Origin of the sequence: Brucella gallinifaecis (assembly GCF_006476605.1) — a bacterium.
GTDB classification, from domain to species: Bacteria; Pseudomonadota; Alphaproteobacteria; order Rhizobiales; family Rhizobiaceae; genus Brucella; species Brucella gallinifaecis.
The window spans coordinates 128,648-143,464 of sequence record NZ_ML636801.1 but is presented as its reverse complement, the minus strand read 5'-3'; the positions used below and the strand labels follow the sequence as shown (position 1 = coordinate 143,464).

Sequence of the window (14,817 nt, the reverse complement as noted above, 5' to 3'; positions counted from 1 at the left end):
GAGTAAACCATGTCTGACCCACGTCATAACGAGCGCGAAGTGCGCAGCCCTCGCGGCACCGAGCTCAACGCCAAAAGCTGGCTTACCGAAGCCCCGCTGCGCATGTTGATGAACAATCTCGACCCCGATGTTGCCGAGCGCCCGCATGAGCTGGTCGTCTATGGCGGTATTGGCCGCGCTGCCCGAACATGGGATGATTTTGACCGCATCGTTGCAACATTGAAAACACTCAATGACGACGAAACCCTGCTGGTGCAGTCCGGTAAACCGGTCGGCGTGTTCCGCACCCATAAAGACGCCCCGCGTGTTCTGATCGCCAATTCCAACCTGGTGCCCCATTGGGCAACATGGGATCATTTCAACGAACTGGATAAGAAGGGTCTCGCCATGTATGGCCAGATGACCGCCGGTTCGTGGATTTATATTGGCGCACAGGGCATCGTTCAGGGCACCTATGAAACCTTTGTCGAAGCCGGTCGCCAGCATTATGACGGCAACCTCAAGGGCAAATGGATTCTGACCGGCGGACTTGGCGGCATGGGCGGCGCACAGCCTCTTGCAGCCGTCATGGCTGGTGCCTGCTGTCTGGCTGTTGAATGCGACGAAACCCGCGCTGATTTCCGTTTGCGTACCCGTTACGTCGATGAAAAAACCCACAGCCTTGATGAAGCTCTCGCCAAAATCGATGAATGGACCAAGGCGGGCGTTGCCAAATCCATAGCTCTCATTGGCAATGCCGCTGAAATATTCCCCGAACTCGTCAAGCGCGGCGTGCGTCCCGACATCGTGACCGACCAGACTTCGGCCCATGATCCGGTCCATGGCTACTTGCCAATCGGCTGGAGCGTTGCCGAATGGCGCACGAAACAGGAAAGCGATCCGCAAGCAGTTGCGAAAGCCGCCCGTGCTTCGATGAAAGTGCAGGTTCAGGCCATGCTCGACTTCCATTATGCAGGCATTCCAACGGTTGATTACGGCAACAACATCCGTCAGATGGCGCTCGAAGAAGGCCTGGAAGACGCCTTTGCCTTCCCGGGCTTCGTGCCTGCCTATATTCGCCCGCTGTTCTGCCGCGGCATCGGACCATTCCGCTGGGCAGCGCTTTCCGGTGATCCCGAAGATATTGCAAAGACCGATGCCAAGGTGAAAGAACTGCTGCCGGACAATAAGCACCTGCATAATTGGCTCGACATGGCAAAGGAACGTATCGAGTTTCAGGGTCTGCCAGCCCGCATCTGCTGGGTTGGTCTTGGTGATCGTCACCGCCTCGGCCTTGCATTCAACGAAATGGTCCGCAATGGCGAATTGAAGGCACCGATCGTCATCGGTCGCGATCATCTTGATTCAGGCTCCGTTGCTTCGCCAAACCGCGAAACCGAATCCATGAAAGACGGCTCAGACGCCGTGTCCGACTGGCCATTGCTCAATGCGCTGCTCAACACAGCTTCGGGTGCAACATGGGTATCGCTCCATCATGGCGGCGGCGTCGGCATGGGCTTTTCTCAGCATTCGGGCATGGTTATCTGCTGTGACGGCACACAAGAGGCCGATGAACGCATTGGCCGCGTATTGTGGAATGATCCGGCAACCGGCGTCATGCGCCATGCCGATGCAGGCTATGAAGAAGCCCTCGACTGGGCCAAGCAACAGGGACTTCGCCTTCCGGCAATCCTTGGAAATTAAAAATCCAATTCAAGGCGGCCTTTTCGGGGGCCGCCTTTTTTCATGTTCAAAAAACACCTAATACCGGGGAATACCGATGACAGACACAACGCTTGGCGGCCAGCAGCCCTCTCGCACAATTGCAGCCCTGAAGCTGGTTATTTACAGCTTCATAGGGATCTTTTTCTTCTTTGTACCTGTAACCATTGGTGGCAAATCGACTATCCTGCTCGATCACGCAGCAACAGCACTCGCAGCGCAGCTTCGCCCGCTCGCTCTGACGCTTGTTTGCCTGCTCATCGCCTATGGCGCCTTTGGGCCATTCTTCAATGGAACATGGAAGAAGAACCTGACCGAAAAAATCTTCTCGGTTCTGCGCCTGCTTGGTCTGGTTCTCACCGCTATGTATCTCGCCAATACCGGTCCGGCATTGCTGTTCACCCCTGACATGCTGCCTTTCCTGTTTGACAAGCTGGTGCTTTCCGTTGGTCTGATTGTCCCAATCGGTGCATTGGCGCTTGCATTCCTCATCGGTTATGGCCTGCTCGAATTTACCGGTGTTATTGTGCAGCCCGTGATGCGCCCGATCTGGCGTACACCCGGCTGGTCGGCCATTGATGCGGTGGCATCTTTCGTCGGCAGCTATTCGCTGGCACTTCTGATTACGGACCGGGTTTATAAGGAAGGTAAATATACAGCGCGGGAAGCGGCGATCGTTGCAACCGGCTTTTCGACTGTTTCCGCAACCTTCATGATTATTGTCGCCCGGACACTTGGTCTGATGGAATCATGGAACCTGTATTTCTGGACAACTTTTTTCGTTACATTCATTGTATCGGCCATCACTGCAAGGCTTTGGCCTCTGAGCAAGATGGATCATCCCGCAGACCGCGACATGCCGCTGCCTGAAGGTAAGGGACGCATTGAAACCGCAATTGATGCAGGCATTACACAGGCGCAAAGCGCACCGAAAATCCTGCCTCTGCTCTGGGCAACTTTCCTCGACGGCCTGCGCATGGCATCTATGATTTTGCCAAGCATCATGGCCGTTGGACTCCTCGGTCTTCTTGCAGCAAAATATACACCGCTCTTTGATATTCTTGGTCTGGCGCTTTATCCATTCACCTGGCTGGCACAGTTTTCAGATCCGATGCTTGCAGCAAAATCCATGGCCTCCGGTCTGGCCGAAATGTTCCTGCCTGCCATTCTTCTCAAAGACGCCGATGTCGCCTTGAAATTTGTGGCTGCTGTCGTTTCCGTCAGTCAGGTTCTGTTTCTTTCGGCATCAATTCCTTGCGTATTGGCAACATCTGTCCCGCTGAAATTCCGCGACCTGATTGTCATCTGGTATATCCGTACGGCGTTGAGCATCTTGCTCACAGCTCCGGTTGCTTTCTGGGCGGTATCAAACGGCTGGTTGAACTGATGGGTTTCAAGATCCTTAAAGCGCAGGATCATCGCCGCATGCCATGGAAAAATGGCGGCGGCGTCACGATCGAAATTGCAATCCATCCGATCCATGCGTCAGTCGATAATTTCGACTGGCGTGTTTCCACAGCAAGTGTTGCCAATGACGGCCCCTTCTCGGTTTTTCCGGGCATTGACCGCACCTTGTCGGTGCTTGAAGGCAACGGCATTGTCCTTGATGTGGAAGGTGCAAAAACCACCCTCACCCGCGAAACTCCACCCTTTGCTTTTGCCGCCGATGCCAGCTCCGGCGCTTGCCTGATAAACGGTCCGATCACCGATCTCAATGTCATGACGCGACGCGGAAAATTTGCGCATCATGTCGACCGTATGGTCATTGATGATTCGTTAGTGCTTGCCCCAGACGCCAACACAATGCTTGCTTTCTGTGCAGAAGGAAATTTCGATCTGAAAACAGATAAGGAAACCGCACATCTAAGCACGCATGATTGCTTGATCATGTCGGGAGAGACTCAGTTTTCTCCAGAACTTCTTGGTAAGGGAATCATCTATCGGATTTCGATTATTCAAACATAATCAATAATCTATGAAAAATCTGATCCTTTCAGTGAAGAGAGGATTCCTGACGCCCTGTCTGGACAGAAAGCCCGGACCTGCTGGTTTATTTGCACCCAAATGTATCAGCAGGCTGCCTGAAATTATTATTCCAACTCAATAAATGATGTCCTAAGAATGATTGCGACTATTTCTCAATCATTCTTATTTACGTTTGCTCGCATCTGTTCCGATAAACACTGTATATTTTTCGGGATGCACTATTTTCAGGACCTTTCAAACATGAGCGTTTCAGCAGAAATTGAAGACCGTATCGTTTATGTCAATGGCGAATATGTTAGCGCCCGTGATGCAAAAATCTCGATCTTTGATCGTGGTTTTCTCTTTGGTGACGGAATTTACGAAGTAACCGCAGTCCTTGACGGCAAGCTGGTCGATAGCGCCCCGCATATGAAGCGTCTGCGTCGTTCCACAGGCGAAATTGGAATCCCAATGCCGATGAGCGAAGATGAAATAGTTGAGATCGAGCGCGAACTGATCCGCCGCAACAATCTCAATGAAGGTCTGGTCTATTTGCAGGTTACGCGCGGCGACGGTCGCGACCGTGATTTTGTAGCCCAGGGCCTCAAGCCATCAGTGGTTCTGTTCACTCAAGTCAAGGCCCTCGCCGACAGGCCGGAATCCGCAACCGGAATCCGCGTGCTTTCACTTGATGATCTGCGCTGGAAACGCCGCGACATCAAAACGGTTTGCCTTCTGCCACAGGCTCTCGCCAAGGAGATCGCCAAAAATGCCGGTTGCGATGAAGCATGGATGTTAGAGGATGGCTTTGTCACCGAAGGCGCATCTTCGACTGGCTATATCGTCACGCAAAATGATGTCATCGTCACCCGCCCGAACAGCAATGCCGTGCTTCCCGGCTGCACACGCCTGTCTCTTTTACAACTCATTGCTGAAACCGGCATGAAGCTTGAAGAGCGTCTTTTCACGATTGATGAAGCCTATGCTGCAAAAGAAGCATTCCTGACCAGTGCCGGCACTTTTGTAACGCCGATTTCGTTTATTGATGACAAGCCAATCGGCAGCGGAAAACCCGGTCCTGTCGCGCTCAAGCTGCGTGAAATTTATCTTGACCATGCACGCCGTACTGCAATCTGAAAAATAATAGCCAGACTGAAAACAGATCGGGCCGGAACTGAGTTCCGACCCGACTGGCTCCCGCCCTTCCTCCCCCAAAAGGGCGGAGCAAAACCGTTATTTTGTGCTTTTTGTGCGCATTTCATGCAAAAAAGCGATGTTAAAATTGTGATTTCAGGGGCAAACCCATGTCAATAATATGGCAAACCCGTGGCAAATCCCATTTTAGCGGCGCTGATTATAGACATCGATACAGACTGCCCCCAACAAAACGATACCCTTGATCACTTGCTGATAGTCAATCCCGATCCCCAGGATCGACATGCCATTGTTCATCACGCCCATGATCAATGCACCAATCACAGCACCTGTTACACGTCCCACACCACCATAGGCTGACGCACCACCGATAAAGCAGGCAGCAATCACATCAAGCTCAAAACCAAGTCCGGCTTTGGGCGTTGCGGTATTCAGCCGCGCTGCAAAAACCAGACCGGCAAGCGCTGCCAGCACACCCATATTGACGAAAGCAAGAAAAGTCAGCCGCTCGGTCTTGACGCCCGAAAGTTTGGCCGCATGACGATTGCCACCAACCGCATAAACCTGACGACCGATCACCGTGCGCGTGGTTAAAAACGCATAAGCGGCAATCAGAACTGCCATGATAATCAATACGTTGGGCATGCCGCGATGTGAAGAAATCAGCAATGCGAGATAGGCGATACCGGCAAAGAGCAAGATATTCTTGATCACAAACAAAGCAAAAGGTTCTGTTTCCACCTCATGCGCAATATGCCGTGCGCGTGATCTTGTGCTCTGCCAGACGAGAAAACCGGCAAGCACCAGACCAAGGACAAGCGAGGTCATGTAAACGCCGCCCATTACCCCGATAAATTCAGGAATAAAGCCCGATGACAATTTCTGAAACATCGGTGGAAAGGGTCCAACCGACTGTCCACCAAGAACGGCAAGCATCAAGCCCTTGAACACCAGCATCCCGGCAAGGGTTACGATGAAGGACGGGATATTGAAATAGGCAACCCAGAAACCTTGCATCGCACCGATAATACCACCGGCTATGAGGCACAGAACAGCAGCAATCGGAAACGGAATCCCCCATCGCACCATCATCACTGCCGCAAGTGCGCCGATAAATCCGCATACTGACCCGACCGACAAATCAATATGGCCGGTCACAATAATCAGCAACATGCCAAGCGCCATAATGACGATATAGCTGTTTTGTAACACGAGGTTAGTGAGGTTCAGCGGCTTCATCAGCACACCGCCCGTCATGATCTGGAAAAAGATCATGATCGCAATCAGAGAAAGCAACATGCCCGATTCACGCAGATTGTTCTTGAGATAGCGCCCGATACCGCCCGGCGCTTTCTGGCCGCTTTGACCACTCTGGACTACGTTCTCGCTCATGATTGTTTTCCCTTATTGCGCATGATCGCTCGCATGATATTTTCCTGCGTTGCCTCGCTGCCTGCCACTTCGCCAACGAAGGCTCCCTCATGCATGACAACAATGCGGTCGCAGATACCGATCAGCTCCGGCATTTCAGATGAAATGACGACCACGCCCTTGCCGCTATCGGCCAATGAATTGATGATTGTGTAAATGTCGTATTTTGCGCCCACATCGATGCCGCGCGTCGGCTCATCCAAGATCAGCACATCCGGCCCGGTGAACAGCCATTTCGACAGCACCACCTTCTGCTGGTTACCCCCTGAAAGCGTGCCCGTTTCCTGATAGACATTATGGCAGCGAATGCTCATTTGGGCGCGATAATCATTCGCAACCTTCATTTCACGGATGCTATCAATTACGCCCTTGGGGCTGACACCGCGCAAATGCGCAAGCGATATATTGCGCGAAATATTCTCGCCAAGCACAAGGCCCAGCTTCTTGCGGTCCTCGGTTACATAGGCAAGCCCCGACTTGATAGCGCGTGCAACGGTAGAAATATCAACTGCTTTGCCATGCATCCGCGCTTCGCCGGTAATATTCGTGCCCCATGACCGTCCAAACAGGCTCATGGCAAATTCAGTACGCCCTGCCCCCATCAGACCCGCAATGCCGACGATTTCCCCGGCGCGCACATGAAACGAAACATTTTTGACCGAATGCCGCTCCGGGTGCAGCGGATGATAAACCGACCAGTTTTCAGCCTCGAAAATTACATCACCGATCTTCTTCTCACGCTTTGGATAGCGGCTTTCAAGATCACGATCGACCATCTTGCGGATGATATCATCTTCCTCGACCGCCCCTTCATGGCAATCCAGCGTCGCAACCGTACGTCCGTCGCGCAGCACCGTGATTTTATCTGCAACCTCACGAATTTCATTGAGCTTGTGCGAAATCAGAATGGAGGTGATGCCCTGCGCACGAAACTCCTTCAGCAATGCCAAAAGTGCCGCACTATCTGTTTCATTCAGGCTTGCAGTAGGCTCATCAAGGATCAATAGCCGCACTCGCTTGGAGAGCGCTTTGGCGATCTCGACAAGCTGCTGCTTGCCCACACCAATATCCGTTACCAATGTGTCAGGCGATTCTGTCAGGCCCACTTTTTTCAACAGAACTTTCGTGCGCTGATAGACCTCGCCGCGATCAATCACCCCGTAAGAGCCGGGTGGATTGACCAGAAAAATATTCTCGGCAATCGACATCAGCGGCACAAGTGCCAGTTCCTGATGGATGATGACAATGCCCAGCGCTTCGGAATCATTGATATCGCGAAAGTGGCGTTCCTCACCATCAAAGACAATCGAGCCTTCATAGCTGCCAGAGGGATAGACACCTGACAACACTTTCATCAATGTGGATTTGCCTGCGCCATTTTCACCGACAAAAGCATGAATCTCGCCCGGCATAACTGTGAAATTAACGTCGCTCAACGCCTTCACAACACCGAAGGATTTGCTGATGCCGCGCATTTCAAGCAGCGGCTGGCCATGTATATGTGCTCTTTCACTGCCCGTCTCACGCGGGACAGAATTGGCTACATTCATTCGCTCGCTCCCATAACAAACCTGCTGTGCCGTCCATTTAAAGATGCCCCCGCACTTGAAAAAGACAGCGCTGTCATCCCTTGTGCCTAACCCGGTTCAAAACGGGACAGGAAAAGATGGCAATGCAGCAGGCTTTCCGGACGCGCCTTTACAAGCGCGTCCGGGCACAAAATTTACTTGATCTGGTCTTCTGTGTAGTAACCGCTATCGACCAGAACTTCTTTCCAGTTCGATTTATCGACGATAACCGGCTTGAGCAGATAAGACGGCACAACCTTGACGCCATTATCATAGGTCTTGGTATCGTTGACTTCCGGCTCCTTGCCGCTCATCGCAGCGTCAACCATATCAACAGTCACTTTTGCCAGTTCGCGGGTATCCTTGAAGATGGTCGAATTCTGTTCACCGGCTAGGATCGACTTGACCGAAGGCACTTCAGCATCCTGACCGGAGACAATCGGCATTGGCATATCGCCGCTGCCATAGCCGACACCCTTCAATGACGACAGGATACCGATGGAAATACCGTCATATGGTGACAGAACAGCATCGAGCTTCTTATCGGAATAGAAGGCGGACAGGATCGAATCCATACGCGCCTGAGCGGTTGCGCCATCCCAGCGCAGCGTCGCTACCTTGTCCATGCCGGTCTGGCCGCTGCCAATAATGACTTTGCCGCTGTCAATATAAGGCTGGAGAACCGACATTGCGCCATTATAGAAGAAATAGGCATTATTATCGTCAGGCGAACCACCGAACAGCTCGATATAGAACGGGCCTTCCTTGTTCTTCAGATCAAGGGCATTCTCGATTGACTGTGCCTGCAACACGCCAACCTGAAAATTATCGAAGGTTGCATAATAAGACACATTCGGCGTGTCGCGGATCAGGCGGTCATAGGCGATAACCTTGATGCCTGCGTCATTGGCCTTTGCCAGAACATCAGACAATGTGGTGCCATCAATCGATGCCACAACCAGAACTTTCGCACCCTTCGTGACCATATTTTCGATCTGTGCAAGCTGGTTTGGAACATCATCTTCAGCATATTGAAGATCGGTCTTGTAACCACGCTCCTGAAGCACCTTCACCATATTGTCGCCATCGGCAATCCAGCGTGCCGACGACTTGGTTGGCATTGCTACGCCAACAAGACCTTTGTCTTCTGCCTGCGCAAAGCCGGTAAAGGCAAAAGCGGCAAATGCCGCAGCAAGAGTAAATGTTTTTATGCCTGCCATTGTCTCTCTCCCATAGTGGAACAGGCTCGTTGAGCCTGCCATTCTCCCATATTTCCGCCCCCGCCGATCAGGCTTGCGGAATTCCTCCAAACACATCACAGGCAAGAATTAGCCCGCGATCTTGTCCCATGCTTCAACAGCCCGTAACGCACGATCGCGCACCTCCGCGGCTGTCAATCCAGCCTTGTACAGACTGGAACCCAAACCGAAGCAGCTCACTCCTGCTGCCCGATAGGTTGCAAAATCATTTTCCGAGACACCACCCACAGCACCCACCGGAATATCTTTTGGCAGCACGGCACAAATAGCCTTGATGCCATCAGCACCCAGCACATTGGCCGGAAAGAATTTCAGTGCCGATGCACCTGCATGAATGGCGCTGAAAGCCTCGCTCGGTGTAAACACACCCGGCATTGTCACCATGCCATGCCTGGTCGCATGTCGAATAACATCAGGCTCGACATTGGGGCTGACCAGAAGCCTGCCACCAACATCATTCAACCGATCCACATTCTCGACCGATAATACAGTGCCAGCACCAATCAGCACATCAGAGGGCGCGAGTTTCGCAGCCTTTTCAATGGACACGAATGGATCAGGCGAGTTGAGCGGAATTTCAATCGCCTCAAAGCCTGTTTCGATCAAGGCAGAAACAATAGCTTCAGTTTCATCAGGGTGAATGCCGCGCAGGATTGCCACCAGAGGATAGCGAAGCTTTGGCCATGTGATATGTCCGCTCATTGCGCACCTCCTGCAAATGCGTATCGGGCTGCCATGAACAACCCGTCACGCACCAGTTCATCGGCTTCGATGCGGTTTACTTTAACGCCAGCAATCTCAAGCGCCGACGCATAAAGCGCACCCATCATACCATCGGAAAGCAGCAGGACTTCTCGTGCTTTTCCAAACAGAGTGCGGCCACCGGCAATTTCCAGCCCGATCAAAAGACCCGACAGACGTGCAAGCTGATCGGACGGCTTATAATCATGCACCAGCCAGCCAGCACGCACCGTAAAGAGCGCATTGGCAATCAGCTCAGGTGTTTCAAGCGAAGCTTTAACACCGGCCGCAAATGCAGCACTCTCAGGCTCAACCGGCCCTGCTCCTTCAAGTGCACCGGAGAGAACCGACCTGTCTTTGAGAAGCGCGAATAATTCGCCTGTCATAAATGAGCGGTAATCATTGAGCTGGCCATCCGATAACTGCACCCATTTCGCATGCGTGCCGGGCATCACCACCACAGCATCAACCGTGCCACGATGCACCAGACCAAGCAGCTTGGTTTCTTCGCCGCGCATGACATCAGGCGCATCCTTGCTGCGCCGTGCCACACCCGGCAACATGATGACAGGACGTTTCGCAGGCACGCGAACCGCAGCCGCAACGATACCTTCCAGCCCGGCAGGCAGGCTCATATAGGGCGCTTCGATCCAGCCAGTTCTAGAACCCGCCATGCCGCAGATGACAACCGACAGATCATCGGGTGCATCAACCTGAGCCAGATGCCGTTCGAGCGTTACCTCGAAACTCGCTTCTTTTGCATGCAACAATCCGTCATCACCGCGGTTTTCATTGATGACATTGCCATCAACATCCAGCGTCCAGAGGCGGAACCGGGTGGTTCCCCAGTCCGCAACTGCTACAAACGGTGTTCTTGCGCCGGACATTTAGTGATTATCTCGCGGCAGGCCGCGCCTATGCGCAATGTCCTGATATTTGACTGCGTTTTCGAGAACCGCACCCGTTTCCATCTGCCCGACAACCGCACGCTGGATTTCCTGCCATGGTGTCTGGCTTTCCGGATATTTGTAACCGCCAGCCGCCTCCAGAGCCTTGCGGCGTTCTGCAAGTTCCTCGTCTGAAATCAGAATATCTGCGGTGCCACGTCCCAGATCAATACGCACCCGGTCGCCCATTCTAAGCAGCGCCAGACCACCGCCAGCAGCCGCTTCCGGCGAAGCATTGAGGATCGAAGGCGAACCGGACGTGCCCGACTGACGGCCATCGCCAATACAAGGCAGGGAACTGATGCCCTTCTTGAGCAGATAATCCGGTGCCCGCATGTTCACGACTTCCGCCGCACCCGGATAGCCGATTGGCCCTGCGCCGCGCATGAACAGAACCGAACGCTCATCAATTTCCAGCGACGGATCATCAATCCGGTGGTGATAATCTTCCGGGCCATCAAAAACGATTGCCTTGCCTTCAAAGGCATTCGGGTCTTTGTCGTCAGAAAGATAACGATTGCGGAATTCTTCCGAAATAACGCTCAGTTTCATGATCGCCGACGAGAACAGATTGCCGCGCAGCACACGGAAACCGGCATGTTTCTTCAATGGCTCATCATAGGTCTTGATAACATTGCTGTCTTCAATCGTGGCATTCTTGCAGTTTTCACCGATGGTCTTGCCGTTAACAGTCAGCGCATCCTCATGAATAAGCCCCTGCCCCATCAGCTGATTGACAACCGCTGGCACACCGCCCGCATGGTAATAATCTTCGCCAAGATATTCACCCGCTGGCTGAAGATTGACCAGAAGCGGAATGTCCTCACCATATTTCTGCCAGTCATCGACAGTAAGCTCCACACCGACATGCCGCGCCAAAGCATTGAGATGGATCGGCGCATTGGTCGAGCCGCCAATGGCTGAATTGACGCGGATTGCATTGATGAAAGCTTCCTTGGTCATGATGTCGGAAGGCTTGAGGTCTTCATAGACCATTTCCACAATACGACGTCCGCTCAGATAGGCCACTTCCTGACGGTCACGATAAGGCGCTGGGATTGCCGCTGAGCCCGGAAGCTGCATGCCGAGCGCTTCAGCAAGCGAATTCATCGTCGTTGCCGTACCCATCGTATTGCAATAGCCCGTTGACGGAGCGGATGAGGCAACCAGCTTGATAAAGCCCGCATAGTCGATCTCGCCCTTGGCAAGCAATTCACGTGCCTTCCAGACGATAGTGCCCGAACCCGTGCGTTCGCCCCGGAACCAGCCATTGAGCATCGGGCCAACCGAGAGCGCAATTGCCGGAATATTGACGGTTGCAGCAGCCATCAGACAGGCAGGCGTGGTCTTGTCGCAACCAATTGTCAGCACAACACCATCAAGCGGATAGCCATAAAGCACTTCGACAAGACCGAGATATGCGAGGTTGCGATCAAGGCCGGCAGTCGGACGTTTACCGGTTTCCTGAATTGGATGAACCGGGAACTCGATCACGATACCACCCGCTTCACGCACGCCTTCACGTACGCGGTTTGCGAGTTCGAGATGATGACGATTGCATGGCGACAGATCGGAACCGGTCTGGGCAATACCGATGATGGGCCGACCCGATTGCAGCTCTTCCTGACTGAGACCATAATTCATGTAGCGCTCAAGATAGAGCGCAGTCATGTCGACATTGTCCGGGTTATCGAACCATGCGCGAGAACGGAATCGTGGCATTTTTGGATCGACGGGCTTATTCATTTCATTGTCCTGCTGGGTAAGAGACCGCCGCGCGGTCTCATTTCCTAATCTTCAAATTTTTCAACGATATGGCGCTGGCCTAAAAGGAAAGCATCGGCAACATGAGTGAGCGGCGCCAAATCGACATCGCTGCGCTTGTCATGAACGAGCTGCACAAAATTGCGGTAAAGGCGCTGATATTCGCGATCAGGCTCAGCTATTTTTTCAGCTCCTGCAATGCTCAGCTGGCTACCGCCATGGCTGAGAAGCAGCGTTCCCTTATCGGTCTCGACACGAATATCCCATGTCTGCGGCCCCGTTTGACGCCAATCGAGTTCAAAAGAAACAGGCACGCGGCTTTCCGTCTCAAATGCAAGATCCGCCGCAATCGGTGCCGCCCGGTTTTCAGGGAAATAAAGATCGGATTTGGTGAGGAAAAAACGTTCCGGCAAAATTTGCGTAACAATGGACAGCGCATTGATGCCCGGATCAAACACACCAAGACCGCCCGGCTCCCAGATCCATTGCTGGCCGGGGTGCCAATGGCGCACATCTTCTTTCCACGATACCGCAACGGACTTGATTGCAGCATTTTTCAGAAATTCACGGGCCGGTTCAACCGCTGCGGCTTCGCGCGAATGCCATGTCGTATAAAGCGTGACGCCCTGCTTTTCGGCAAAACGCGCCAATGCCTGCACTTCTGAAAGGGTGGCACCCGGAGGTTTCTCCAGCATCACGTGTTTAAAAGCTTTCAGTGCTGCATAGGCCTGATTGAAACGGCCTTGCGGCGGCGTGCAAAGCGACACCGCATCAATGGCAATATCGCTCTCAAGCAATTGTTCAATATCATGAAACGAAGGCAAACCATCAAGACCGGCATTGCGGCTGGCAATGGCTTTCAGCTCAATGCCGTCAACAGCTTCAATCGCTGGCAGATGCTGGTCGCGTGCTATCTTGCCAAGGCCAATAATTGCAAGATTAATGTTGGATATAGCCACCATTTCAGAGCGCCTTCACGACAATATCTTCAGCCTGCGCCTCAGCCAGCCTGTTGACCAGCGGATAACGAAACGGCTTGGCCGAAATTTCAAACTGATCACCGTTTTGCGTCTTCACGCCTTCGGAGAAAGACAATGTTGCCGTGCCAAAGAAATGCACATGAATATCGCCCGGACGACGAAACAGTTCATATTTGAAATGATGATGTTCCAGATTGGCAATCGTATGCGACATGTTGGCTTCGCCCGACAGGAACGGCTTTTCAAAAATCACCTGATCACCACGGCGAATACGCGAAACGCCTTCCACATGATCCGGCAGATCACCCACATAAAGCTCCGGTCCAAGCGAAGCCTGACGCAATTTGGAATGCGCCAGCCAGAGATAATTCTGCTTTTCCGTCACATGATCCGAAAACTCATTGGCAAGGCAGAAACCAAGGCGAAACGGCGTACCGTCCGGGCCGATCAGATAGATGCCTGCGAGTTCCGGTTCTTCACCACCATCTTCGGCAAAAGCTGGCGAGACAAGCGCACCACCCGTTTCAACCAGCGCCGAACCATCGCCCTTATAAAACCATTCCGGCTGCACGCCTGTTTCACCGGGCTTTGGCTTGCCGCCTTCAACGCCCATCAAAAACATACGCATGGAATCAGTCGGTTTTTCAGCAGCCTGTGCGGCCTTATGCATCTTGTCGCGACCGTCAGCAGAACCAAGATGGGTAAGACCGGTGCCTGCAACAATCAGATGCGCCGGGTCTTCATGGGTGATCGGCAAACCCACCTTACCGTCAGCGAGCGCTGCATCAATATCAACGGCTTCGCCCTTGCCATTGCGCTCTACCTGCTCATTCAGACTGATACCTGCGCTAATTGCGGCCCATGCCAGTTCATAGGTCGTCGTTACGCCATTGACGACATGTGCCGCGCCCTCATCATCGCACGCAGCCACACGTGTTTCTCCGCTTGCATTGCGGAACTGTACCAGACGCAACATTGAACCTCCCTTTTCCACAAATCCGATGTGGAACATGCTTCCCGACCATTGAAAAAGCACCAATCTACCAATCAATGGTTTCTTCTTATTAATATGACTATTTCGTCAAACATGATTTTGTCAAGCAAGGGAAACACCCTGCCGATACCCCCTCACGGAAGACAGTCCCATCCTGGCATATAACTATATGATTTTAATATAAAATTATAAAATATGCACGTTTGTCGCACCCCCAATCCTGAAGGAATTCACGAAATGCACTTGCCATAAAGTAATATTATATGCTTCATAAACCACAAGGCTGGGAGAGCCTTTTATTGGGAGGAACGA

The 14,817-nt window shown here is 52.6% G+C and carries 12 protein-coding genes; 4 read left to right on the top strand and 8 right to left on the bottom strand.

Going from position 1 to position 14,817, the window contains the following annotated elements; all coding sequences use genetic code 11:
• The first annotated feature begins 9 nt into the window (after positions 1-9).
• The 4 genes from hutU to FHY56_RS02835 all read left to right on the top strand — a co-directional run bounded on the left by hutU (position 10) and on the right by FHY56_RS02835 (position 4,803).
• On the top strand, positions 10-1,683 hold the full coding sequence (gene hutU, locus FHY56_RS02850; protein WP_140903674.1) for a urocanate hydratase: 1,674 nt from the start codon (positions 10-12) through the stop codon (positions 1,681-1,683).
• Positions 1,684-1,759: 76 nt separating this feature from the next.
• Positions 1,760-3,088 carry a YjiH family protein gene (locus FHY56_RS02845; protein ID WP_140903673.1) on the top strand — a complete coding sequence of 443 codons (1,329 nt, stop codon included), beginning with the start codon at positions 1,760-1,762 and terminating at the stop codon, positions 3,086-3,088.
• The gene (locus FHY56_RS02840; RefSeq protein ID WP_140903672.1) at positions 3,088-3,666 is read left to right on the top strand and encodes a HutD/Ves family protein; all 579 of its coding nucleotides are present in this window, start codon (positions 3,088-3,090) and stop codon (positions 3,664-3,666) included. The genes FHY56_RS02845 and FHY56_RS02840 overlap by 1 nt, the downstream gene beginning before the upstream one ends.
• 261 nt (positions 3,667-3,927) lie before the next feature.
• On the top strand, positions 3,928-4,803 hold the full coding sequence (locus tag FHY56_RS02835; protein WP_140903671.1) for a D-amino-acid transaminase: 876 nt from the start codon (positions 3,928-3,930) through the stop codon (positions 4,801-4,803).
• A 204-nt stretch (positions 4,804-5,007) separates the two neighbouring features.
• On the opposite strand, the gene mmsB is transcribed toward FHY56_RS02835, so the two are convergent.
• The 8 genes from mmsB to araD1 all read right to left on the bottom strand — a co-directional run bounded on the left by mmsB (position 5,008) and on the right by araD1 (position 14,487).
• Positions 5,008-6,213 carry a multiple monosaccharide ABC transporter permease gene (gene mmsB, locus FHY56_RS02830; RefSeq protein WP_140903670.1) on the bottom strand — a complete coding sequence of 402 codons (1,206 nt, stop codon included), beginning with the start codon at positions 6,211-6,213 and terminating at the stop codon, positions 5,008-5,010.
• On the bottom strand, positions 6,210-7,802 hold the full coding sequence (gene mmsA / locus FHY56_RS02825) for a multiple monosaccharide ABC transporter ATP-binding protein (RefSeq protein ID WP_140903669.1): 1,593 nt from the start codon (positions 7,800-7,802) through the stop codon (positions 6,210-6,212). Before mmsA ends, mmsB begins: the two co-directional genes overlap by 4 nt.
• Positions 7,803-7,975: 173 nt before the next feature.
• Positions 7,976-9,040: a multiple monosaccharide ABC transporter substrate-binding protein gene (gene chvE, locus FHY56_RS02820; protein WP_140903668.1), complete on the bottom strand. Its 1,065-nt coding sequence runs from the start codon at positions 9,038-9,040 to the stop codon at positions 7,976-7,978.
• 108 nt (positions 9,041-9,148) lie between these two features.
• Positions 9,149-9,781, bottom strand: coding sequence for a 2-dehydro-3-deoxy-6-phosphogalactonate aldolase (locus tag FHY56_RS02815; protein WP_140903667.1), 633 nt, complete (start codon positions 9,779-9,781; stop codon positions 9,149-9,151).
• Positions 9,778-10,707 carry a 2-dehydro-3-deoxygalactonokinase gene (locus tag FHY56_RS02810; protein WP_140903666.1) on the bottom strand — a complete coding sequence of 310 codons (930 nt, stop codon included), beginning with the start codon at positions 10,705-10,707 and terminating at the stop codon, positions 9,778-9,780. Before FHY56_RS02810 ends, FHY56_RS02815 begins: the two co-directional genes overlap by 4 nt.
• Positions 10,708-12,513, bottom strand: coding sequence for an IlvD/Edd family dehydratase (locus FHY56_RS02805; RefSeq protein ID WP_140903665.1), 1,806 nt, complete (start codon positions 12,511-12,513; stop codon positions 10,708-10,710).
• 44 nt (positions 12,514-12,557) lie between these two features.
• The gene (locus FHY56_RS02800; protein ID WP_140903664.1) at positions 12,558-13,493 is read right to left on the bottom strand and encodes a Gfo/Idh/MocA family protein; all 936 of its coding nucleotides are present in this window, start codon (positions 13,491-13,493) and stop codon (positions 12,558-12,560) included.
• Position 13,494: 1 nt separating this feature from the next.
• On the bottom strand, positions 13,495-14,487 hold the full coding sequence (gene araD1 / locus FHY56_RS02795; protein ID WP_140903663.1) for an AraD1 family protein: 993 nt from the start codon (positions 14,485-14,487) through the stop codon (positions 13,495-13,497).
• Positions 14,488-14,817 lie beyond the last annotated feature (330 nt).